Here is a 23,074-nt window from a genome sequence, read left to right on the forward strand (position 1 = left end):
GGGTCAGCCTAAGCCTTGATGAGGCACCGGCCACAGCCCACGACAGAGGGGCGGTTCCCCTCGGAACCGCCCCTCTTCCCCACCTGCGCAGGAGCTATGCCTTGCGGCCCAGCATCTCCTCGACCCGGGCACGTACGGACTCGTCGTCCAGGCCGCGGATCGTCACCGTCGTACGGCGGCGCAGCACGTCGTCGACCGTCTCGGCCCACTCGTTGTCACGGGCGTAGGCGACCTGCGCCCAGATCTCCGGACCGTCCGGGTGGATCCGCTCGGCCAGCGCCGGGTCCTCGTTCGCGATGCGCGCGATGTCGAAGGCCAGCGAGCCGTAGTGGGAAGCCAGGTGGCGGGCCGTCAGCGGGTCCATCCGCGTCCCCGGCTCCCGGTCCACCAGCAGCCGGTGCGCGACCGCGTTCGGGTTGGCGACACCGGGCAGCGCGATCCGGCGCACCAGCGACTTCACCGGCTCCATGTCCTCGGTCAGCGGGCTGCCCGGGAGCTTCGCCAGCTTGTCCATGACCACACGGCCGATGTGGCGGTACGTCGTCCACTTGCCGCCGGCCACCGACAGCATGCCGCCGGCGCCCTCGGAGACGACCGTCTCGCGCTTGGCCTTCTCGACGCCGCCGGGACCGCCGGGCAGCACGCGCAGGCCCGCGAAGGCGTACGTCATCAGCGAGCGGTCCAGGTCCGCGTCCTTCACCGAGAAGGCCGCCTCGTCCAGGATCTGCGCGATGTCGGACTCGGTGGCGCGCACGTCCGCCGGGTCGCCCTCGTACACCTCGTCGGTGGTGCCGAGCAGCAGCTGGTCCTCCCACGGGAGGGCGAAGGTGATGCGGTACTTGTCGATCGGGGTGGCCATGGCGGCCTTCCACGGCGACTTGCGCTTCATGACGATGTGCGCGCCCTTGGAGAGGCGGATCGACGGCATGGAGTGCTTGTCTTCCATGCGCCGCAGGTGGTCCACCCACGGGCCGGTGGCGTTGAGCACGACGCGCGCGTCGACCCCGAACTCGGTGCCGTCGAGACGGTCCTTGAGCTCGGCACCGGTGACCCGGCCGCGCGTCTTGCGCAGTCCGGTGACCTCGGCGTGGTTGAGGACGACCGCGCCCGACTCGACGGCCGCGCGGACCGTCATGACGGCGACGCGGGAGTCGTTCATCTGGTGGTCGTAGTAGACCGCGACGGCCTTGAGGTTGTCCGTCTTCAGACCCGGGTTGTCGGCGACGGCACGGGCGGGGGATATGACCTTGCCCATGCCGTCGCCGAAGGCCGAGAGGGCGGAGTAGGCGAAGACGCCCGCGCCCAGCTTGGCCGCACCCACCGGACCGCCCTTGTAGACCGGCAGGTAGAAGGTGAGCGGGTTGACCAGGTGCGGGGCCACGTCCTTGGCCAGCACCCGCCGCTCGTGGTGGTTCTCGGCGACCAGCTTGACCGCGCCGGTCTGCAGGTAGCGCAAGCCCCCGTGGACGAGCTTGGAGGAGGCCGAGGAGGTGGCGCCGGCGAAGTCGCCGGCGTCCACCATGGCAACCCGCAGGCCCGACTGCGCGGCGTGCCACGCCACGGAGGTGCCCAGGATTCCACCACCGATGACCAGCAGGTCGTACGTGGCCTTCGACAGCTGCTCACGGGTCTGGGCGCGGCTGACGTTGGCACCGGCGGTCGGGTGCGTGCCCAGTGCGGGAACGCTCTGCAGGCTGCTCATATCTCTCTTAGCTCCTCGTCGATTGACTCAGCTGAGTGCGGTCAGCTGGCGTCTTCGTCGTCGACCCAGCCCATGGACCGCTCCACGGCCTTGAGCCAGCTCTTGTACTCGCGGTCCCGCTGGTCGGCGGGCATCCGCGGGGTCCACTCCGCCGCGCGGCGCCAGTTGGCGCGCAGGGCGTCGGTGTCGGGCCAGAAGCCGACGGCCAGGCCGGCGGCGTAGGCGGCGCCGAGGCAGGTGGTCTCGGCGACCATCGGGCGCACCACGGGGGCGTCCAGGAAGTCCGAGAGCGTCTGCATCAGCAGGTTGTTGGAGGTCATGCCGCCGTCGACCTTGAGGGCGGCGAGCTCGACGCCCGAGTCCTTGGTCATGGCGTCGGTGATCTCGCGGGTCTGCCAGGCGGTGGCCTCCAGGACGGCACGGGCGATGTGCGCCTTGGTGACGTACCGGGTGAGGCCGGCGACCACGCCGCGGGCGTCGGAGCGCCAGTACGGGGCGAAGAGGCCGGAGAAGGCCGGCACGAAGTAGACGCCGCCGTTGTCCTCGACCGACGAGGCCAGGGTCTCGATCTCGGCCGCGGACTTGATCAGGCCCATCTGGTCGCGCATCCACTGGACGAGCGAGCCGGTGACGGCGATGGAGCCCTCCAGCGCGTAGACCGGCTTCTGGTCGCCGATCTGGTAGCCGACCGTGGTCAGCAGGCCGCTGTAGGAGTTGATGATCTTGTCGCCGGTGTTCATCAGCATGAACGTTCCGGTGCCGTACGTGGACTTGGCCTCGCCCTCGGCGAAACAGGTCTGGCCGAAGAGGGCGGCCTGCTGGTCACCGAGCGCCGAGGCGACCGGGACACCGGCGAGGACGCCCTCCTTGACGTGGCCGTAGACCTCGGCGGAGGACTTGATCTCCGGAAGGACGTTGAGCGGGACGCCCATGGACTCGGCGATCTTGTCGTCCCAGGCCAGGGTGTGCAGGTTCATCAGCATGGTGCGCGAGGCGTTGGTGACGTCCGTGACGTGCACACCTCCCTGCGGGCCACCCGTGAGGTTCCAGATGATCCACGAGTCCATGGTGCCGAAGAGGATGTCGCCGGCCTCGGCGCGCTCCCGCAGGCCCTCGACGTTGTCGAGCAGCCAGCGGACCTTCGGGCCGGCGAAGTAGCTCGCCAGCGGCAGGCCGGTCTCGCGGCGGAAGCGGTCCTGGCCGACGTTGCGGCCGAGCTCCTTGCACAGGGCGTCGGTGCGGGTGTCCTGCCAGACCAGCGCGTTGTGCACCGGCTCGCCGGTGTGGCGGTCCCACAGGACCGTGGTCTCGCGCTGGTTGGTGATGCCGACGGCCTTGACGTCCGCGGCGGTGATCTCCGCCTTGGCGATCGCGCCGGCCACGACCTCCTGGACGTTGGTCCAGATCTCGGTGGCGTCGTGCTCGACCTGGCCCGGCTTCGGGAAGATCTGCTCGTGCTCCTTCTGGTCGACGGCGACGATGCGGCCGTCGCGGTCGAAGACGATGCAGCGGGAGGAGGTCGTGCCCTGGTCGATCGCGGCGATGAAGGGGCCGGTGCTGGTGGTCATGTTGGCTGCTCCTGGCAGGTCGGGTGAGTAGGCGGAATCAGGAGGGCGGTGCGGATCTTACGATCTTGCCGGTACTGCTGATCAGGCGAACGCGATGTTGTAGAGACCACCGGCGAGCGCGGCACCGACGAGCGGGCCGACCACCGGGATCCAGGAGTAACCCCAGTCGGAGCCGCCCTTGTTGGGCAGCGGCAGCAGGGCGTGAACGATACGCGGACCGAGGTCGCGCACCGGGTTGATGGCGTAGCCGGTCGGGCCACCGAGCGAGAGACCGATGCCGACGACCACGAACGAGGTGATCAGGACGCCGATGACACCGAGGCCCTTGCCGCCGTCCTGGAGGCCCTGGGTCAGGATCGCCAGGATCAGGACGGCGGTACCGATGATCTCGGTCGCAAGGTTCTGCACGACGTTACGGATCTCGGGGCCGGTGGAGAAGATGCCGAGCACCGGGCCGGCCACATCGTGCGGGTGCGGGTCCTCGGGACCGAGCTTGGCGTCGCGGATGTGCTCCGGGTCGGCCAGGTGGACGCGGAACTGTCCGTAGTAGGTGATCCACATCAGGACCGCTCCGAGCATCGCGCCCAGCAGCTGGCCGGCGAAGTAGACCGGGGTGTCACCCCACTCGCCGCTCGTGACGGCTATGCCGACGGTGACCGCCGGGTTCAGGTGCGCACCGGACAGCGGCGCGGAGACGTAGGCGGCGATCAGTACGGCGAAACCCCAGCCGAACGTGATGGCGAGCCAGCCCGCATTGCGGGCCTTGGAGCTCTTGAGTGTCACTGCGGCGCAGACGCCACCGCCGAGCAGTGTGAGCAGGGCGGTACCGATGGTCTCGCCGATGAAGATGTCGGAGCTGGACACCCGCGACTCCTTTGTACGTCCAGGGGTGAGCGGACACCGGGTCCCTCCGGTGGTTCCGCGCACTCGGTGAGTGCTGCACCGGTCCGTGGCCTTGTCGCATCCTAGCGCGTATTGCCGGTAGGTGTTCGACAATGCCGACCGATGAACGGCAGTTTTCCGCCCAAGTGAAGAACGCGTCAAGGGTCGGCCAGGCCAAAGTGTCGGATCGTTACCAGTAGGTGCGATCAGCCAAAACCAGCCATCCCATGGTCGGCTTCTGGCGAAAAATGGGCATAGAGAGGCCAGGGTGTGGCCTGGACCTGTTAAAGGAAGCTCAGAACCGGCCCGCGCCGAGATCGCGTGAAACCGCGCGCGCACAGTCCCGCACCGACGCCACCAGGGCCGCACGGGGCTCTCCGGCCTCGCCGCAGACCCGTTCCACGGCGCCCGCGACCGCCACCGCGCCGACCGGCATCCGGCGCCGGTCGTGGATCGGCGCCGCCACCGAGGCGATGCCCTCCCAAGTCTCCTCGACGTCGGAGGCCCAGCCGCGCGCCCGGGTCAGGCCCAGGATCTCCTCGAAGCCGGGACCGTCCGTGACCGTGCGGGGGGTGAAGGCCTCGCGCTCGACCTCGTGCGCCTGGGTGTGCGCCACGGGGTCGTAGGCGGAGAGCACCTTGCCCAGGGCGGTCGAGTGCAGCGGCTGCATGGCCCCGACCTCCAGCACCTGACGGCTGTCGTCGGGCCGGAACACGTGGTGCATGATCAGCACCCCGCTCTGGTGCAGCACGCCCACGTACACGCTCTCGCCGCTCGCCCGGGCCAGGTCGTCCGTCCACACCAGGGCGCGGGCGCGCAGTTCGTGCACGTCGAGGTAGCTGTTGCCCAGGCGCAGCAGCTCCGCGCCCAGCTGGTACCGGCCGGAGGCCGGGTCCTGCTCCACGAAGCCCTCGGCCTGCAGGGTGCGCAGGATGCCGTGGGCCGTGCCCTTGGCCAGGCCCAGCGAGGACGCCACGTCCGAGAGTCCCAGCCGGCGTTCGCCGCCCGCCAGGAGTCGCAGCATCGCAGCGGCTCGTTCGAGCGACTGGATGTTCCGTGCCATCGCGCAGCCTCCTGCAGACCTTCGGTAGTACTGACCATCTTGACGCGGTTCGACAATGCTGAACAGTATCGGTCGATGTCGACCTTGCGCACCGTCGGACAGCTGTTCGCCGTACCCGCCGCCGGGACACCCCCGGGAAAGTCCTCGCCACAGAATGCAGTCCGCCACGTGGGACACCCACACCGGGGCGGGTGCCTCGCGGTTACCCTGGCCGCGTGCACCCTTGACACAGAGGGGGTGCAAAGCCGACAGCCGTCGCATCCCAGGGAGCACAACCATGGCTTCGTTGCCCACCTTGCCCGCTGACACCCAGACCCGGGCCGATGCCCTCCGGGAGGCGCTCGCGACCCGTGTGGTCGTCGCCGACGGAGCCATGGGAACGATGCTCCAGGCGCAGGACCCCACCATGGAGGACTTCCAGCAGCTCGAAGGCTGCAACGAGGTCCTCAACATCACCCGCCCCGACATCGTGCGCTCCGTCCACGAGGCGTACTTCTCGGTGGGCGTGGACTGCGTCGAGACCAACACCTTCGGCACGAACTACGCGGCGCTCGCCGAGTACGACATCGCCGAACGCAATTTCGAGCTGTCGGAGGCCGGCGCGCGCATCGCCCGCGAGGTCGCCGACGAGTTCACCGCCTCCACCGGCCAGCAGCGCTGGGTCCTCGGCTCCATGGGCCCCGGCACCAAGCTCCCCACGCTCGGCCACATCAGCTACGCCCAGATCCGCGACGCCTACCAGATCAACGCCGAGGGCCTGCTCTCCGGCGGCGCCGACGCGCTGCTCGTCGAGACCACCCAGGACCTCCTGCAGACGAAGTCCTCGATCATCGGTGCCCGCCGGGCCATGGAGGCCCTCGGCGTCACCGTCCCGCTGATCTGCTCCGTCACCGTCGAGACCACCGGCACCATGCTCCTCGGCTCGGAGATCGGCGCGGCCCTGACCGCGCTGGAGCCGCTCGGCATCGACATGATCGGCCTGAACTGCGCCACCGGCCCCGCCGAGATGAGCGAGCACCTGCGCTACCTCGCGCGCAACGCCCGCATCCCGATCTCCTGCATGCCCAACGCCGGCCTGCCCGTCCTGACCAAGCAGGGCGCGCACTACCCGCTCAGCGCCCCCGAGCTGGCCGACGCCCAGGAGACCTTCGTCCGCGAGTACGGGCTCTCCCTGGTCGGCGGCTGCTGCGGCACCACCCCCGAGCACCTGCGCCAGGTCGTCGAGCGCGTCCGCGGCACGGCGATCACCGAGCGCACCCCCCAGCCCGAGCCCGGCGCCGCCTCGCTCTACCAGACCGTGCCCTTCCGCCAGGACACCTCGTACATGGCGATCGGTGAGCGCACCAACGCCAACGGCTCCAAGAAGTTCCGCGAGGCCATGCTGGAGGCCCGCTGGGACGACTGCGTGGAGATGGCGCGCGACCAGATCCGCGAGGGCGCGCACATGCTCGACCTCTGCGTGGACTACGTGGGCCGCGACGGCGTCGCCGACATGGAGGAGCTCGCCGGCCGCTTCGCCACCGCCTCCACCCTGCCCATCGTCCTGGACTCCACCGAGGTCCCCGTCATCCGGGCGGGCCTGGAGAAGCTCGGCGGCCGCGCGGTCATCAACTCCGTGAACTACGAGGACGGCGACGGACCCGAGTCCCGCTTCGCCAAGGTCACCCGACTGGCCCAGGAGCACGGCGCCGCGCTCATCGCGCTGACCATCGACGAGGAGGGCCAGGCCCGCACCGTCGAGCACAAGGTCGCCATCGCCGAACGGCTCATCGAGGACCTGACGGGCAACTGGGGGATCCGCGAGTCGGACATCCTCATCGACACCCTGACCTTCACGATCTGCACCGGCCAGGAGGAGTCCCGGAAGGACGGCATCGCCACGATCGAGGCGATCCGCGAGCTCAAGCGGCTCCACCCGGACGTCCAGACCACCCTCGGCCTGTCCAACATCTCCTTCGGCCTCAACCCGGCCGCCCGCGTCCTGCTGAACTCGGTCTTCCTCGACGAGTGCGTCAAGGCCGGCCTGGACTCCGCCATCGTCCACGCCTCCAAGATCCTGCCGATCGCCCGCTTCGACGAGGAGCAGGTCACCACCGCCCTCGACCTGATCTACGACCGGCGCGAGGGCGACTACGACCCCCTGCAGAAGCTGATGGCCCTCTTCGAGGGCGTCAACACCAAGTCGCTCAAGGCCGGCCGCGCCGAGGAACTCCTCGCCCTGCCCCTGGACGAGCGACTGCAGCGCCGCATCATCGACGGCGAGAAGAACGGCCTGGAGGCCGACCTCGACGAGGCCCTGGTGACCCGCCCCGCCCTCGACATCGTCAACGACACCCTCCTGGAGGGCATGAAGGTCGTCGGCGAGCTCTTCGGCTCCGGCCAGATGCAGCTCCCCTTCGTCCTGCAGTCCGCCGAGGTCATGAAGACGGCCGTCGCCTACCTCGAACCGCACATGGAGAAGACCGACGACGAGGGCAAGGGCACGATCGTGCTCGCCACCGTCCGCGGCGACGTCCACGACATCGGCAAGAACCTCGTCGACATCATCCTCACCAACAACGGCTACAACGTCGTCAACATCGGCATCAAGCAGCCCGTCTCCGCGATCCTCGAAGCCGCGCAGGAGCACAAGGCCGACGTCATCGGCATGTCCGGCCTGCTCGTGAAGTCGACCGTGATCATGAAGGAGAACCTGGAGGAGCTGAACCAGCGCAAGCTGGCCGCCGACTACCCGGTGATCCTCGGCGGCGCCGCCCTCACCCGCGCCTACGTCGAACAGGACCTCCACGAGATCTACGAGGGCGAGGTCCGCTACGCCCGTGACGCCTTCGAGGGCCTGCGCCTGATGGACGCCCTCATCGCCGTCAAGCGCGGTGTCCCCGGCGCGACCCTGCCCGAGCTCAAGCAGCGCCGCGTCGCCAAGCGCACTGCGGCACCGGGGGGCCCGGACCTCCAGACCGACGAGGCCGAGGAGCCCGGAGGCCGCTCCGACGTCTCGGTCGACAACCCGGTCCCCACCCCGCCGTTCTGGGGCACCCGCGTGGTCAAGGGCATCCCGCTCAAGGACTACGCCTCCTGGCTCGACGAGGGCGCCCTCTTCAAGGGCCAGTGGGGCCTCAAGCAGGCCCGCGCGGGCGGAGCCACGTACGAGGAGCTCGTCGAGAGCGAGGGCCGTCCGCGGCTGCGCGGCCTCCTGGACAAGCTGCACACCGAGAACCTGCTCGAAGCCGCGGTCGTCTACGGGTACTTCCCCTGCGTCTCCAAGGGCGAGGACCTGATCATCCTCGACGAGGCCGGCAACGAGCGGACCCGCTTCACCTTCCCGCGCCAGCGCCGCGGCCGGCGCCTGTGCCTCGCCGACTTCTTCCGTCCCGAGGAGTCCGGCGAGACCGACGTCGTCGGCCTCCAGGTGGTCACCGTCGGCTCCAGGATCGGCGAGGCCACGGCCAAGCTGTTCGAGTCGGACTCCTACCGCGAGTACCTGGAGCTGCACGGCCTCTCGGTCCAGCTCGCCGAGGCCATGGCCGAGTACTGGCACGCCCGCGTCCGCGCCGAGCTCGGCTTCGGCGGCGAGGACCCGGCGAAGGTCGAGGACATGTTCGACCTCAAGTACCGCGGTGCCCGCTTCTCGCTCGGCTACGGGGCCTGCCCCGACCTGGAGGACCGCGCGAAGATCGCAGACCTCCTGGAGCCGGAGCGGATCGGCGTCCACCTGTCGGAGGAGTTCCAGCTCCACCCGGAGCAGTCCACCGACGCGATCGTGATTCACCACCCCGAAGCGAAGTATTTCAACGCACGCTGAGCTCCACCGACGTACACTTGTCGGTCCCATACAGGCCGGTCGCCTGTTCCCCGGGGTGGTATGCCCCGCGGAAGAGGTGACCGGCCTTCTCGTCCCTTCTGAGAGGCATGCGCATGACGAGCACCGTTCCCGCCCCCGTCGCCCGTACGGCCGACGGTTCTGCCCTGCAGGCGGTGCTGCTCGACATGGACGGCACCCTCGTCGACACCGAAGGCTTCTGGTGGGAGATCGAGGCGGAGATCTTCCAGGAGCTGGGCCACCGCCTGGAGGAGTCCTGGCGCGACGTGGTCGTCGGCGGCCCCATGAGCCGCAGCGCGACCTTCCTGATCGAGTCGACCGGCGCCGCCATCGGCCTCGCCGAGCTGAGCGTCCTGCTCAACGAGCGGTTCGCGGCCCGCATCGCCGACCGGGTGCCGCTGATGCCCGGTGCCGAGCGGCTGCTGTCCGAGCTCGCCCGGCACAACGTGCCCACCGCGCTCGTCTCCGCCTCCCACCGCCGGGTCATCGACCAGGTCCTGCTCACCCTCGGCCGCGACCGCTTCACGATGACCGTCGCCGGCGACGAGGTGGCCCGTACCAAGCCGCATCCCGACCCGTACCTGTTCGCCGCGCGCTCCCTGGGTGCACACCCCTCGAGGTGCGCGGTCATCGAGGACACCCACACCGGGGTGGCGGCCGCCGAGGCCGCCGGGTGCCGGGTCGTGGCCATCCCCTCGGTCGGCGTGATCGAACCCGCCCCCGGGCGCACGGTCGTCCGCTCGCTGGAGGACGTGGACCTGGCGTTCCTGCGCTCGCTCATCGCCCCCATGAACTGAGAGTGACGACCCCGCCCTCCGGCGGGCCCGCACTCCACCCAAGCGGACACATCGGCATGCACTGGTCCACATCGGTATGCATTGCCACGCACCGGCACCTCCCGAACACGCTCCGTGCCGAACGGAATGCCGCCTGGCTGCACCCTGGCGGAAGGATCTTCCGTCACGGGCCCCGGAGGCTGAAATTCCATCCCCTCTGGGGTTGTTGCGCAGCGTGACCTTGCTCACGCTCCGCACCCTCCACGGGTCCATCCCGGGGCCCCCACGGCTTCCAATGTGTCCACATTGATCAGCCCCTGACCGAATCTGCGCAGCCCTGCACGTGAACAGGCAGTTCGCTCCGATCACGGTGCGATTACGCCTCAAGTCCGGTCAGTTCCAGCCATCCCGTCCCGGGCCACTAGTGTCGACGCGGGCACTACGCCGCACCTCAGTCGTCCCCGGCACACACCCCTGTGCCGGGAACGCGTGGACCGATCGTCACAACACCGGCCCGATCGTTCCGCCCCGAACGGGCGACCGCCGCGAAGTGCCCTCTACGCCGCTTTGAACAAGTGCCGGTTACAGGGAGTACTTCCAGCATGAACCGCAAGACCATGGTGCTGACGGCCGCGGCCGGACTGCTCACCCCCGCGCTGGCCGCCTGCGGCAGCGCGAGCGGTGGAGGAGCAGGATCCGCAGCGATCGTCGTCGGAACCACCGATCGGTTCGAGGCCGCAGACTTCGCTCCCGCCCCCTTCGACCCGGCCTACGCCTACGACGCCGGCGCCTGGAACATCCTGCGCCAGACCGTCCAGACGCTGATGCACACCCCGCGCGGCGGCGGCCAGCCCGTCCCCGAAGCAGCCTCCGCCTGCCGCTTCACCGACGCCGGCAACGAGAGCTACCGCTGCACCCTGCGCCCCGGTCTGAAGTTCGCCGACGGTGAGCCCCTCACCGCCAAGGACGTCAAGTTCTCCATCGACCGCGTCCTCGCCATCAAGGACGAGAACGGCCCCTCCTCGCTGCTCTCCACCCTCGACAACGTCGAGGTCAAGGGCGCCGACACCGTCGTCTTCCACCTGAAGACCCCGGACGCGACCTTCCCGTTCAAGCTCTCCACCCCCGCCGCCGGCATCGTCAGCGAGAAGAACTACGACGCCAAGAAGCTCCGCGAGGGCTTCGCCGTGGACGGCTCCGGCCCGTACACGATGAAGGCCGAGGTCAAGGGCAACCGGCTGGTCCGCGCCGTCTTCACCAAGAACCCGCACTACAAGGGCGACATCAAGCTGCAGAACGACAAGGTCGAGCTGCGCACGTACCCCGACTCCCCGGCCATGGGCAAGGCACTCACCGACGGGAAGATCCACATGGTCTCCCGCACCCTGTCGCCCGCCCAGATCACCGAGTTCAGCGCCCAGCCGCCCAAGGGCGTCAAGCTGGTCCCGATGCCCGGCCTGGAGATCCGCTACCTCGGCTTCAACACCGACGCGCCGGTCGTCAAGGACAAGGCCGTACGGCAGGCGCTCGCCGCCGCCGTCGACCGCGGCCAGCTCATCTCCAAGGTCTACGGCAAGTCCGCCCAGCCGCTCTACTCGCTGGTCCCCACCACCGTGACGGGCCACGTCAACTCCTTCTACAACAAGTACGGCGACGCCAACACGCCCAAGGCAGCCGCCCTGCTGAAGGAGGCCGGGATCAAGACCCCGGTCAAGCTGACCCTGCACTACACCAGCGACCACTACGGCGACGGCACGGCCGCCGAGTTCGAGGCCCTCAAGGCCCAGCTGAACTCCACCGGCCTGTTCGACATCACCGTCCAGGGCAGCGAGTGGGCGGACTTCCGCCCCGCCCAGAAGAAGGGAGACCACCCCGCCTACGGGCTCGGCTGGTTCCCCGACTACCCGGACGCCGACAACTTCCTCGCCCCGTTCCTGGAGCAGGACAACTTCCTGGGCACGCCGTACGCGAACAACGCCGTACGCAGCAAGCTCATCCCCGAATCCCGGCGGGCGGTCGACCGTACGGTCGCCGTCTCCGCGATCACGGAGATACAGGACATCGTCGCCGAGGACGTGCCCGTCCTGCCCCTGTGGCAGGGCAAGCAGTACGTCGCCGCACGCGACGGGATCACCGGAGTGGAGTGGTCGGTCAACGCCATCTCCGACCTCCAGCTGTGGGAGCTCGGCCGTGGCGTAAGCGGCTGAGCAAGGCAACGACCGGCAGCGGAAGTCGCGGGCCGGACCAACGAAACAGTTCGACTGTGAAGGACGTTCGCGTGAATCGACGTAACCAGTGGCTGGCGGCCCCGCTCGGCGCAGCCACCGCCGCCGCGCTGCTCAGCGGTTGCGGTTCGACCGATGGCTCCAATGCCGGCAGCGGCAAGGGCGTGGTCATGGGCATATCCGACAAGGTGAAGTCCGTCGACCCGGCATCGGGCTACGACCCGGGCTCCTGGCTGCTGTTCAACAACGTCTTCCAGTCGCTGCTGAGCTTCCCCAAGGGCGGCACCACCCCCGAGCCCGACGCCGCCCAGGCCTGCGGCTTCGAGGGCGCCGACAGCAAGCTCTACAAGTGCACCCTGCGGGACGGCCTGAAGTTCAGCAACGGCCACAGCCTCACCTCGAAGGACGTCAAGTTCTCCTTCGAGCGCACTCTGAAGATCAACGACGCGAACGGCCCGGCCGTGATGCTCGCGTCCATCGCGAGCATCGACGCCCCGGACGACAAGACCGTCGTCTTCAAGCTCAAGACCTCCGACGCCACCTTCCCCAGCAAGATCGCCTCGGGCGCCGGCTCCATCGTCGACCACACCGAGTACCCGGCCGACAAGCTGCGCGCCGACAACAAGGCCGTCGGCTCCGGCGTCTACAAGCTCGACTCCTTCGGCGAGAAGAGCGCCACCTTCTCCGTCAACGAGTCCTACAGCGGCAAGGCCAAGGCCAAGAACACCGGCGTCACGCTGAAGTTCTTCAACGGCGACCAGGCCGGCCTCAAGACCGTCCTGGAGAGCGGCGACGTCGACTTCGCCTTCCGCGGCCTCGCCGCCAAGGACATCGCCGCCCTCGCCTCCAGCAAGACCGGCGACAACAAGGTCGACGTCGTCCAGGGCACCGGCGCCGAGGTCGAGCACATGGTGTTCAACGTCAACGACCCCGTCGTCGGCAAGCTCCCCGTGCGCAAGGCCATCGCCTACCTCATCGACCGCGAAGCCCTCGTCCGGGACGTGTACGCGGGCACCGCCACCGCGCTCTACTCCATCGTGCCGACCGGCATCGCCGGCCACACGACCCCCTTCTTCGACCGCTACGGCGGCACCCCCCAGCCCGAGAAGGCCAAGGCCGTCCTCAAGGCCGGCGGCATCAACGGCAAGGTCAAGCTGACCCTGTACTCCACCCCGTCCCGCTACGGCCCCTCCACGGACCAGCAGTTCGAGGTCATCGCCAAGCAGCTCAACGACAGCGGTCTCTTCGACGCCGACGTCAAGTCCGTCGAGTACGAGCAGTACGAGAAGGACATCCAGGCCGGCAAGTACGGCGTGTACGTCAAGGGCTGGGTGCCCGACTACCCGGACGCCGACAACTTCACGCAGCCGTTCTTCGGCCCGGACAACGTGCTGAACAACAACTACGAGAACAAGGAGATCACCGGGACGATCATCCCGTCGACCTCCGCGAAGTCCGACCGCACCGCGGCCAACACCGACTACAACCGCCTCCAGGACATCGTCGCCGACGAGCTCCCGCTCATCCCGCTCTGGCAGGGCAAGCAGTACGCCGTCACCCGCCAGAACGTGAGCGGCCTGCAGTGGTCCCTCGACGCCTCCACCGTCTTCCGCTTCTGGGAGATCAGCAAGGGCTGAGCCACCGGAGCCGGGCCCGCCGCAGCGCGGGCCCGGCACCAACCGAAGGGGGCCGTACGTGATGTCACGTACGGCCCCCTTCGTGCATGCGCGCCCCGCCCGGCCTACTGGGCCCCGGGGCGCACCAGACCGCTCTCGTACGCGTACACCGCCGCCTGGACCCGGTCCCGCAGCCCCAGCTTCGTCAGCACGTGCCCCACATGCGTCTTGACCGTCGTCTCGCTCACGAACAGATCCGCCGCGATCTCCGCGTTCGACAGCCCCCGCGACACCAGCTTCAGCACCTCGACCTCACGCTCGGTCAGCGTCCCCAAGGTGTTCGGAAGGCTCTCCTCACCCGACGGAAGATGCCCCGCGTACTTGTCCAGCAGCCGCCGCGTGATACTCGGCGCGAGCATCGCCTCACCCGCCGCGACCACCCGGATCGCCTGCACCAGCTCGTTCGCCGGCGCATCCTTCAGCAGGAACCCGCTCGCCCCCGCCCGCAGCGCCTCCACCACGTACTCGTCCAGATCGAACGTGGTCAGCACCAGCACCTTCGCCGGCCCGTCGCGCTCCGGACCGGTGATCTGCCGGGTCGCCTCCACCCCGTCCATCCGCGGCATCCGGATGTCCATCAGCACCACATCGGGCTGCAGCGCCCGCACCTGGTCCAGCGCCTGCAGACCGTCCCCGGCCTCACCGACCACCGCCAGGTCCTCCTCCGCCTCCAGGATCATCCGGAAGCCGGTGCGCAGCAGCGGCTGGTCGTCGACCAGAAGGACGCGGATCGCCACGGGGTCTACCTCGTATTCGTCGGACGGCTACGGCGGGCCCGTCCATTCTGCCCTGACACCAAGATCAGGATTCCGCCGGGCGCTCCGTCCCCGGCCGCGGGGAGATCACCAGAGGATAGGGCGGGGGAGTGCCGCCGAACTCCGGACACACCGCCCGATGATCACACCAGCCGCACAGCTTCGTCGGCCGCGGCCGCCACACACCGGACTCCGTCGCCTCCCGGATCGCCTCCCACAACGCGAGCAGCTTGCGCTCCACCCGCTCCAGATCCGCCACCACCGGGTCGTACGTCAGCACATCCCCACTGCCCAGATACACCAGCTGCAGCCGCCGCGGCACCACCTGCTTCAGCCGCCACACCACCAGCGCGTAGAACTTCATCTGGAACAGCGCACCCTCGGCATACTCCGGCCGCGGCGCCTTCCCCGTCTTGTAGTCGACGATCCGCACCTCACCCGTCGGCGCCACGTCCACCCGGTCGATGATCCCGCGCAGCCGCAGCCCCGACTCCAGCTCCGTCTCCACGAAGAACTCCCGCTCCACCGGCTCCAGCCGCGTCGGGTCCTCCAGCGTGAACCACCGCTCGACCAGCGCCTCGGCCTCCGTCAGCCACCGCGCCAGACCCGCCCCCTCGTCACCCTCCGGGAACAGTTCCGTCAGCTCCGGCTTCGACTCCAGCAACCGGTCCCACTGCCCCGGAACCAGCGCCTTCGCCCGCGGCGCCGTCCGCTCCTGCGCCGGATGATCGAAAAGCCGCTCCAGCACCGCATGCACCAGCGTCCCGCGGGTAGCAGCGGCACTGGGCTTCTCCGGCAGCCTGTCGATCACCCGGAACCGGTACAGAAGAGGGCACTGCATGAAATCGCTCGCCCGCGAAGGGGAGAGCGAAGAGGGCGCCACAGCGCTCCGCGCATCGGCATCGGCTGCGCCAGGCACAGCACCGGGGCTCGTCGTCATGGACAAAACCCTACGACCCGCCACCGACAGGACGCGCATACCATCGACGCCAAGCCCCCTCGCACTGCATGATCGGAGCATCACAACCCGCTACAGCACCACCCCGTACGCGAACAGAACACACTGGAAACACCAGCACCGAACGAAGGACAGCCGTGGCAGACACCGACGAAACCGGCGAGCGCTCGGGCGGCCGCTCCCGACCGGGCGGCGGACTCCTCATGGGCCGCCCCTTCGGCGTACCCGTCTACGTCTCGCCCAGCTGGTTCCTCGTCGCCGCCCTCATCACCTGGGTCTTCGGCGACCAGCTCGACCGCGTCCTGCCCGACCTCGGACCCGTCCGCTACCTCGTCTCCCTCTTCTTCGCCGTCGCCTTCTACGCCTCCGTTCTGGTCCACGAACTCGCGCACACCGTCGCAGCCCTCCGCTTCAAGCTCCCCGTGCGCCGCATCCAGCTCCAGTTCTTCGGCGGAGTCTCCGAGATCGAGAAGGAATCCGAGACACCCGGCCGCGAATTCGTCCTTGCCTTCGTCGGCCCCCTGCTCTCCCTCCTCCTCACCGGAGCCTTCTACCTCGGCATGAAAGCCGTCGACCCGGCCACCGTCCCCGGCGTCCTCCTCGCCGGCCTGATGATCTCCAACCTGCTGGTCGCCGCCTTCAACCTGCTCCCCGGCCTCCCCCTCGACGGCGGCCGCATGCTCCGCGCCGTCATCTGGGGCATCACCGGCAAACCCATGGCCGGCACCGTCGCCGCCGCCTGGGTCGGCCGCGGCCTCGCCCTCGCCGTCCTCCTCGGCCTCCCCCTCCTCACCCACACCGGAGTCCTCGGCAACCGCACCGAGGAAATCGGCGGCATGAACACCGTCATGGACGCCCTGCTCGCCGCCATCCTCGCCGGCATCATCTGGACCGGCGCCGGCAACAGCCTGCGCATGGCCCGCCTGCGCGAACACCTCCCCGAACTGCGCGCCCGCACCCTCACCCGACGCGCCATCCCCGTCGAGAACGCCACCCCCCTCTCCGAAGCCCTCCGCCGCGCCAACGAAGCCGGCGCCCGCGCCCTCGTCGTCGTCGACGGACAAGGCGACCCCACCGCCATCGTCCGCGAAACCGCCATCGCCTCCGTCCCCGAACACCGCCGCCCCTGGGTCGCCGTCAGCACCCTCGCCCAGGACCTCACCGACGGCATGAAGGTTTCAGCGGACCTCACCGGCGAAGAACTCCTCGACCACCTCCGCGCCACCCCCGCCACCGAATACCTCGTCCTCGAACACGGCGGCGCCATCTACGGCGTCCTGTCCACCCTCGACGTCGAAAAGGCCTTCGTGAAGGCCATGGCACGGCCCCAGTCCTGAAGCCAATACACTGGTCACATGTCCGAACCGACCGGTGCCGCCCGCCGACGCGGGCCCTTCGAGGTCGGGGACCAGGTACAGCTCACCGACCCCAAGGGCCGCCACTACACGTTCACGCTCGAAGCCGGGAAGAATTTCCACACCCACAAGGGTTCCTTCCCGCACGACGAGCTGATCGGTGCTCCCGAAGGCAGCGTTGTCCGCACCACGGGCAACGTCGCATACCTCGCGCTGCGCCCCCTGCTCCCCGACTATGTCCTGTCCATGCCCCGCGGCGCCGCCGTGGTCTACCCCAAGGACGCGGGCCAGATCCTGGCCTTCGCCGACATCTTCCCCGGCGCCCGCGTCGTGGAAGCGGGAGTGGGCTCCGGCTCCCTGAGCAGCTTCCTGCTGCGCGCCATCGGCGACCAGGGCATGCTCCACAGCTACGAGCGCCGCGCGGACTTCGCCGAGATCGCCACCGCCAACGTCGAGCGGTACTTCGGCGGCCCCCACCCGGCGTGGAAGCTGACCGTGGGCGACCTCCAGGACAACCTGGACGAGACCGACGTCGACCGCGTGATCCTCGACATGCTCGCCCCCTGGGAGTGCCTGGAGGCGGTCAAGAAGGCCCTGGTCCCCGGCGGCATCCTCTGCTGCTACGTGGCGACCACCACCCAGCTGTCCAAGACCGTCGAGTCCATCCGCGAGATCGGCTGCTTCGCCGAGCCGCAGCCCTGGGAATCGATGATCCGCAACTGGCACGTGGAAGGCCTCGCCGTCCGCCCGGACCACCGGATGATCGGCCACACCGGCTTCCTCGTCACCGCCCGCCGCCTCGCGGACGGCGTCGAGCCCCCCATGCGCCGCCGCCGCCCCGCCAAGGGCGCCTACGGCGAGGACTACGACGGCCCCGGCAGCGACCGCTCCGCATAACGGCCCCGCAGACCCAACACAAAGGCGCTGTGGCACAGTTCCCCCGACCCACCCGGGAACTGCGCCACAGCGCCTTTTCGTTGTCCCGTGCACCAGCCCCGGACCCAGCCGTTCCACCGCCCTGTGAGGTGTGGCACGATGCTGGCTCCCCGTCACCCTTCGCACAGGAGACACCCCGCGTGCCGCACAGCCACGCCGAGACGGCCCCGCTCCCGCACACCCTGGAGCACAGCCGCACCAGGCCCGTCCACTGGCTCGCCACGGCCACCGCCATGGCAGCCGTCATAGCCGCCGCAGGACTCGTACAGCCCGCCACCGGCACCCCGGCCACCGGCACCACCGCGAGCACCGCGGAAACCCCCGCGAAGGGCCCCCAGGCCACCGCGCCCGACCCGGCGGGCGTCACCTACCCCCTCGACTGCAAGGGCGCCCCGCAGACCGTCACCACCAGCGCCCAGGGCGACCTCGACGGCGACGGCCGCCCCGAGACCGTTGCCGCCGTCCGCTGCGACGCCGGCTCCGGCACCCCGCCCCACGCGATCTACGTACTCACCCGGGACCGGGCAGGCGGCGCCGCCCGCGTCGTCGCCACCCTGCTCGACACCGCGCGACGACAGACCGCCACCGAGCTCACCGTGCGCGACGGACTCGTCACGGCAACCCTCGTCGGCTACTCCTCACCCGACGTACCCCGCTACAGCCCCGACACGAAACAGCTCGCCAAGTGGCGCTGGCGCGACGGAAAATTCCGCCAGGAGCTGACGGACTCGGCCGCCAGGAGTGTTTGAAGCGTCACTCCGCGTCGGGACCGAAGACTTCCACCCTGTCCGAAACGCGCCTCACGTGAATGCAGTCACCCGGACATTCCTTGGCCGAGTCGACCACGTCCTGGAGCAGCGTCAGCGGAACCGGAGTGGTCGCCCCCGCGTCCTGCAGCAGCTCGTCCTCCGGGCTCTTCACGTACGCCAGACCATCGATGTCCAGCTCGAACACCTCAGGCGCGTACTGCACGCAGATGCCGTCCCCGGTGCACAGGTCCTGATCGATCCAGACCTCGAGCGGCTCGCCGGCCTCGCCGCCGCCGCCCGTCGGAGCCTCCTGCTGCACGGTCATATCTCCTGCCGTTCCCTGCGCTGAGTGATCCATCCCGGTCACAACCCGCAGCAAGTCGCGCGAGCCCTGACGGGTGTTGAACGGTTCGACCTTACAACCGCCTGCTTCCCGAGTTTGATGGGTGGGTATTTCCTTGGCGTGAGGGAGTACGCAAGGGTGAAGATCGGACACACCTCTACCGTCTTTGTGATCTAGGGGTTTCAATCACCACCAGCCCAGGTAGGGTCAGGAAGCGTCCAGCTCCCCTTGGAGGAGGTGAGGACCGTGGCAGCCCACGACGACGACATCAACCGCGGCATCCGGCCCGCGCGAGGGTCCGAGGACCCCGCCGGCCAGGTTGCCTATCTCGAGCAGGAAATCGCCGTCCTGCGACGAAAGCTCGCCGACTCTCCGCGACACACGAGGATTCTCGAAGAGCGGATCGTCGAGCTCCAGACAAATCTGGCCGGCGTATCCGCACAGAACGAACGACTCGCGAATACCCTCCGTGAGGCCCGGGACCAGATCGTGGCCCTCAAGGAAGAAGTCGACCGGCTCGCACAGCCGCCGGCCGGTTTCGGTGTCTTCCTGCAGGCGAACGAGGACGGCACCGTCGACATCTTCACCGGAGGCCGAAAGCTCCGCGTGAACGTCAGCCCCAGCGTCGACCCGGAAGACCTCCGGCGCGGCCAGGAGGTCATGCTCAACGAGGCCCTCAACGTGGTCGAGGCCATGGAATTCGAGCGGGCCGGGGACATCGTCACCCTCAAGGAGATCCTCGAGGACGGCGAGCGCGCCCTGGTCGTCGGGCACACCGACGAGGAAAGGGTGGTGAGGCTCGCCGAGCCGCTCCTGGACATCACCATCCGCCCCGGCGACGCCCTCCTGCTCGAACCCCGCTCCGGCTACGTCTACGAGGTCGTCCCCAAGAGCGAGGTCGAAGAACTCGTCCTCGAAGAGGTCCCGGACATCGACTACGACAAGATCGGCGGCCTGGGCGACCAGATCGAGCTGATCCGCGACGCCGTCGAGCTCCCGTACCTCTACCCCGACCTCTTCAAGGAACACGAACTGCGGCCCCCGAAGGGCATCCTGCTCTACGGCCCGCCCGGCTGCGGCAAGACGCTCATCGCCAAGGCCGTCGCCAACTCCCTTGCCAAGAAGGTCGCCGAGGTGACCGGCCAGCCCGCCGGGAAGTCCTACTTCCTGAACATCAAGGGCCCCGAACTCCTCAACAAGTACGTCGGCGAGACCGAGCGGCACATCCGCCTCGTCTTCCAGCGTGCCCGGGAGAAGGCGAGCGAGGGCACCCCCGTCATCGTCTTCTTCGACGAGATGGAATCCCTCTTCCGCACCCGCGGATCCGGAGTCAGCTCGGACGTGGAGAACACCATCGTTCCCCAGCTGCTCGCCGAGATCGACGGCGTGGAAGGCCTGGAGAACGTCATCGTCATCGGCGCCTCCAACCGCGAGGACATGATCGACCCGGCCATCCTGCGCCCCGGCCGGCTCGACGTGAAGATCAAGATCGAGCGCCCGGACGCCGAGGCCGCGAAGGACATCTTCGCCAAGTACCTCAAGGCCTCGCTGCCCCTGCACACGGACGACCTGTCCGAACACCAGGACTCCAAGGACGGCACCGTCCACAGCATGATCCAGACCGTCGTCGAGCAGATGTACGCCGAAACCGAGGAGAACCGCTTCCTCGAGGTCACGTACGCCAACGGCGACAAGGAAGTCCTCTACTTCAAGGACTTCAACTCCGGCGCGATGATCCAGAACATCGTCGACCGGGCCAAGAAAATGGCGATCAAGGCCTTCCTCGAACACAACCAGAAGGGCCTGCGGGTCTCCCACCTGCTCCAGGCCTGCGTGGACGAGTTCAAGGAGAACGAGGACCTGCCCAACACCACCAACCCGGACGACTGGGCCCGCATCTCCGGAAAGAAGGGCGAGCGGATCGTATTCATTCGCACCCTCGTCACCGGAAAGCAAGGCGCGGACACCGGACGCTCCATCGACACGGTGGCGAACACCGGTCAGTACCTCTGACAAAGCGGGGCGGCTGCGGATGCCCACCCCGGGCATCCGCAGCCGACTGCTTTACCCCACCGCATTACCGGCCGCTTTTCAGCCGGTGACGAGGCGGATCCAATGACGGAAATGATCTCCCCACGAGCGCGCAGTGGTTCTAGGCTCTTCCGTACCGCCGGACGCGCAGTGCGGGGACGGGCACCGCACAGGCATACGCACCGGAGCACCAGCGGTACTTGAGCGCCGCTCCCGAAAGGGGAGCGCCGCCGGGCAAGGAGGGCCGCATGACCGTACGGCGAGTAATGGGGATCGAGACGGAGTACGGGATCTCCGTCCCGGGGCACCCGAACGCCAATGCCATGCTCACCTCGTCCCAGATCGTCAACGCCTACGCGGCGGCGATGCACCGGGCGCGACGCGCCCGCTGGGACTTCGAGGAGGAGAATCCGCTGCGGGACGCCCGCGGCTTCGACCTCGCCCGCGAGGCCGCCGACAACAGCCAGCTGACCGACGAGGACATCGGCCTCGCCAACGTCATCCTCACGAACGGCGCACGGCTCTACGTCGACCACGCCCACCCCGAATACAGCTCGCCCGAGATCACCAACCCGCTCGACGCCGTCCTCTGGGACAAGGCCGGCGAGCGGATCATGGCCGAGGCGGCCGTCCGCGCCGCCCAGCTCCCCGGCGCCCAGCCGATCCACCTCTACAAGAACAACACCGACAACAAGGGCGCCTCCTACGGCACGCACGAGAACTACCTGATGAAGCGGGAAACCCCCTTCTCGGAGATCGTGCGCCACCTGACCCCCTTCTTCGTCTCGCGACAGGTCGTGACCGGCGCGGGACGCGTGGGCATCGGCCAGGACGGCCGCGAACACGGCTTCCAGATCAGCCAGCGCGCGGACTACTTCGAGGTCGAGGTCGGCCTGGAGACCACCCTCAAACGCCCCATCATCAACACCCGGGACGAGCCGCACTCGGACGCCGAGAAATACCGCCGGCTCCACGTGATCATCGGAGACGCCAACCTCTCCGAGATCTCCACCTACCTCAAACTCGGCACGACCGCACTTGTCCTGTCCATGATCGAGGACGGGTTCATCAACGTCGACCTCGCCGTCGACCAGCCCGTACGCACCCTGCACGAGGTCTCCCACGACCCGGACCTCCAGCACCTGATCACGCTGCGCAGCGGCCGGACACTGTCCGCGGTGCAACTGCAGATGGAGTACTTCGAGCTGGCGCGGAAGTACGTGGACGAACGTTTCGGGTCGGACGCCGACGAGCAGACCAAGGACGTGCTGGCTCGCTGGGAGGACGTGCTCGGCCGGCTGGAGAGCGACCCGATGAGCCTGTCGGGGGAGCTGGACTGGATCGCCAAGCGGGAGATCCTGGAGGGCTACCGGCGCCGGGACGGGCTGGGCTGGGACGCGGCGCGGCTGCACCTGGTGGACCTCCAGTACTCGGACGTACGGCCGGAGAAGGGCCTGTACAACCGCCTGGTGGCCCGCGGCAAGATGAAGCGCCTGGTGGAAGAGCCGGCGGTGGAGCGGGCCCGGAGCAAGCCTCCGGAGGACACCCGGGCGTACTTCCGCGGCCGCTGTCTGGAGCAGTACGCGGACGACGTGGCCGCGGCGTCCTGGGACTCGGTGATCTTCGACCTCCCCGGCCGGGACTCGCTCCAGCGCGTCCCGACGCTGGAACCCCTGCGGGGGACCCGCAACCACGTCAAGGAGCTCCTGGACCGCTGCCGCACGGCGGAGGACCTGGTGCGGGTGCTTTCGGGGCAGTGAACGCGGCTGAAAGGCCTCCGGTCCGGGAATCATGAAGAGAACCGGACTGTGAAAGTACGGGGACGAATGTCGGACCCTCCTTGTAGGGTCCGACGTAGGGTCTGATCTTGAGAGATCCCGAATCCCGGGGTCTCTCGACATGAGCGTGCGAACCGAGCGGGGTGAGGTAGACATGGCGACCAAGGACACCGGCGGCGGACAGCAGAAGGCGACGCGCTCGACCGAGGAGGTCGAGGAGGCGGCGGTCGAGGAATCGACCGACCTCAAGGAGCGCCAGGAAAAGCTCTCCGACGACGTCGACTCCGTACTCGACGAAATCGATGATGTGCTCGAGGAGAACGCCGAGGATTTCGTGCGGTCCTTCGTGCAAAAAGGTGGCCAGTAAGCCGGATTTACCTTCGATTCGAAGGTGAGCGGGCGGCGGTGGCGCTGAAGTCAGTGAGGCAGTGCTCCCGGTGCGGCGAGGAGAAGTCGC

Annotated in this window: 17 protein-coding genes; 10 read left to right on the forward strand and 7 right to left on the reverse strand. The window is 68.7% G+C overall.

Going from position 1 to position 23,074, the window contains the following annotated elements:
• Positions 1-94: 94 nt before the first annotated feature.
• The 4 genes from ACZ573_RS27480 to ACZ573_RS27495 form a co-directional block, all read right to left on the reverse strand.
• Positions 95-1,702 carry a glycerol-3-phosphate dehydrogenase/oxidase gene (locus ACZ573_RS27480; protein ID WP_301372185.1) on the reverse strand — a complete coding sequence of 536 codons (1,608 nt, stop codon included), beginning with the start codon at positions 1,700-1,702 and terminating at the stop codon, positions 95-97.
• Positions 1,703-1,743: 41 nt separating this feature from the next.
• Positions 1,744-3,270 (reverse strand): glycerol kinase GlpK, encoded by a 1,527-nt coding sequence (glpK, locus tag ACZ573_RS27485; RefSeq protein ID WP_390801643.1) that lies wholly within the window; start codon positions 3,268-3,270, stop codon positions 1,744-1,746.
• 81 nt (positions 3,271-3,351) lie between these two features.
• A complete protein-coding gene (locus tag ACZ573_RS27490) occupies positions 3,352-4,134 on the reverse strand; it encodes an MIP/aquaporin family protein (RefSeq protein ID WP_301372187.1) in 783 nt (260 codons plus the stop codon).
• A gap of 313 nt (positions 4,135-4,447) precedes the next feature.
• On the reverse strand, positions 4,448-5,215 hold the full coding sequence (locus tag ACZ573_RS27495) for an IclR family transcriptional regulator (RefSeq protein WP_382538375.1): 768 nt from the start codon (positions 5,213-5,215) through the stop codon (positions 4,448-4,450).
• Positions 5,216-5,492: 277 nt separating this feature from the next.
• Here ACZ573_RS27495 and metH point away from each other — a divergent pair, with 277 nt between their 5' ends.
• From metH to ACZ573_RS27515, 4 genes are all read left to right on the forward strand, one after another.
• Positions 5,493-9,017 carry a methionine synthase gene (gene metH / locus ACZ573_RS27500; protein WP_471308766.1) on the forward strand — a complete coding sequence of 1,175 codons (3,525 nt, stop codon included), beginning with the start codon at positions 5,493-5,495 and terminating at the stop codon, positions 9,015-9,017.
• A 113-nt stretch (positions 9,018-9,130) separates the two neighbouring features.
• Positions 9,131-9,832: an HAD family hydrolase gene (locus ACZ573_RS27505; protein ID WP_471308767.1), complete on the forward strand. Its 702-nt coding sequence runs from the start codon at positions 9,131-9,133 to the stop codon at positions 9,830-9,832.
• A gap of 581 nt (positions 9,833-10,413) precedes the next feature.
• Complete coding sequence (locus ACZ573_RS27510; RefSeq protein WP_471308769.1) at positions 10,414-12,018, forward strand: ABC transporter substrate-binding protein; 1,605 nt, start codon at positions 10,414-10,416, stop codon at positions 12,016-12,018.
• 71 nt (positions 12,019-12,089) lie between these two features.
• On the forward strand, positions 12,090-13,673 hold the full coding sequence (locus ACZ573_RS27515) for an ABC transporter substrate-binding protein (RefSeq protein WP_471308772.1): 1,584 nt from the start codon (positions 12,090-12,092) through the stop codon (positions 13,671-13,673).
• 104 nt (positions 13,674-13,777) lie between these two features.
• On the opposite strand, the gene ACZ573_RS27520 is transcribed toward ACZ573_RS27515, so the two are convergent.
• Both ACZ573_RS27520 and ACZ573_RS27525 read right to left on the reverse strand, forming a co-directional pair.
• Positions 13,778-14,449, reverse strand: a complete 672-nt coding sequence (locus tag ACZ573_RS27520; protein WP_030016364.1) for a response regulator — start codon at positions 14,447-14,449, stop codon at positions 13,778-13,780.
• A 64-nt stretch (positions 14,450-14,513) separates the two neighbouring features.
• The gene (locus ACZ573_RS27525) at positions 14,514-15,407 is read right to left on the reverse strand and encodes a RecB family exonuclease (protein ID WP_471308775.1); all 894 of its coding nucleotides are present in this window, start codon (positions 15,405-15,407) and stop codon (positions 14,514-14,516) included.
• A gap of 221 nt (positions 15,408-15,628) precedes the next feature.
• Here ACZ573_RS27525 and ACZ573_RS27530 point away from each other — a divergent pair, with 221 nt between their 5' ends.
• The 3 genes from ACZ573_RS27530 (at position 15,629) to ACZ573_RS27540 (ending at position 18,465) form a co-directional block, all read left to right on the forward strand.
• Positions 15,629-16,762 (forward strand): site-2 protease family protein, encoded by a 1,134-nt coding sequence (locus ACZ573_RS27530; RefSeq protein WP_471308861.1) that lies wholly within the window; start codon positions 15,629-15,631, stop codon positions 16,760-16,762.
• 18 nt (positions 16,763-16,780) lie between these two features.
• A complete protein-coding gene (locus tag ACZ573_RS27535) occupies positions 16,781-17,677 on the forward strand; it encodes a tRNA (adenine-N1)-methyltransferase (protein WP_202202287.1) in 897 nt (298 codons plus the stop codon).
• 179 nt (positions 17,678-17,856) lie between these two features.
• Positions 17,857-18,465: a hypothetical protein gene (locus ACZ573_RS27540; protein WP_471308778.1), complete on the forward strand. Its 609-nt coding sequence runs from the start codon at positions 17,857-17,859 to the stop codon at positions 18,463-18,465.
• 4 nt (positions 18,466-18,469) lie between these two features.
• Here the strand turns inward: ACZ573_RS27540 and ACZ573_RS27545 are convergent, their stop codons facing one another.
• A complete protein-coding gene (locus tag ACZ573_RS27545; protein ID WP_030016354.1) occupies positions 18,470-18,790 on the reverse strand; it encodes a ferredoxin in 321 nt (106 codons plus the stop codon).
• 264 nt (positions 18,791-19,054) lie between these two features.
• On the opposite strand from ACZ573_RS27545, the gene arc reads away from it, so the two are divergent.
• From arc to ACZ573_RS27560, 3 genes are all read left to right on the forward strand, one after another.
• Entirely contained in the window at positions 19,055-20,821 is a 1,767-nt protein-coding gene (gene arc / locus ACZ573_RS27550; protein ID WP_202202289.1) for a proteasome ATPase, read from the forward strand.
• Positions 20,822-21,087: 266 nt separating this feature from the next.
• The gene (dop, locus tag ACZ573_RS27555; RefSeq protein ID WP_471308781.1) at positions 21,088-22,599 is read left to right on the forward strand and encodes a depupylase/deamidase Dop; all 1,512 of its coding nucleotides are present in this window, start codon (positions 21,088-21,090) and stop codon (positions 22,597-22,599) included.
• 172 nt (positions 22,600-22,771) lie between these two features.
• Complete coding sequence (locus ACZ573_RS27560) at positions 22,772-22,984, forward strand: ubiquitin-like protein Pup (RefSeq protein WP_030016348.1); 213 nt, start codon at positions 22,772-22,774, stop codon at positions 22,982-22,984.
• The last annotated feature ends 90 nt before the right edge of the window (positions 22,985-23,074 follow it).

Source organism: Streptomyces sp. NPDC040545, assembly GCF_055595065.1.

Coding starts and splice junctions, on each gene's coding strand:
- ACZ573_RS27480 (WP_301372185.1), bottom strand. CDS start 1,702: ATGAGCAGCCTGCAGAGCGTTCCCGCACTGGGCACGCACCCGACCGCC.
- glpK (WP_390801643.1), bottom strand. CDS start 3,270: ATGACCACCAGCACCGGCCCCTTCATCGCCGCGATCGACCAGGGCACG.
- ACZ573_RS27495 (WP_382538375.1), bottom strand. CDS start 5,215: ATGGCACGGAACATCCAGTCGCTCGAACGAGCCGCTGCGATGCTGCGA.
- metH (WP_471308766.1), top strand. CDS start 5,493: ATGGCTTCGTTGCCCACCTTGCCCGCTGACACCCAGACCCGGGCCGAT.
- ACZ573_RS27505 (WP_471308767.1), top strand. CDS start 9,131: ATGACGAGCACCGTTCCCGCCCCCGTCGCCCGTACGGCCGACGGTTCT.
- ACZ573_RS27510 (WP_471308769.1), top strand. CDS start 10,414: ATGAACCGCAAGACCATGGTGCTGACGGCCGCGGCCGGACTGCTCACC.
- ACZ573_RS27525 (WP_471308775.1), bottom strand. CDS start 15,407: ATGACGACGAGCCCCGGTGCTGTGCCTGGCGCAGCCGATGCCGATGCG.
- ACZ573_RS27530 (WP_471308861.1), top strand. CDS start 15,629: ATGGGCCGCCCCTTCGGCGTACCCGTCTACGTCTCGCCCAGCTGGTTC.
- ACZ573_RS27535 (WP_202202287.1), top strand. CDS start 16,781: ATGTCCGAACCGACCGGTGCCGCCCGCCGACGCGGGCCCTTCGAGGTC.
- ACZ573_RS27545 (WP_030016354.1), bottom strand. CDS start 18,790: ATGACCGTGCAGCAGGAGGCTCCGACGGGCGGCGGCGGCGAGGCCGGC.
- dop (WP_471308781.1), top strand. CDS start 21,088: ATGACCGTACGGCGAGTAATGGGGATCGAGACGGAGTACGGGATCTCC.
- ACZ573_RS27560 (WP_030016348.1), top strand. CDS start 22,772: ATGGCGACCAAGGACACCGGCGGCGGACAGCAGAAGGCGACGCGCTCG.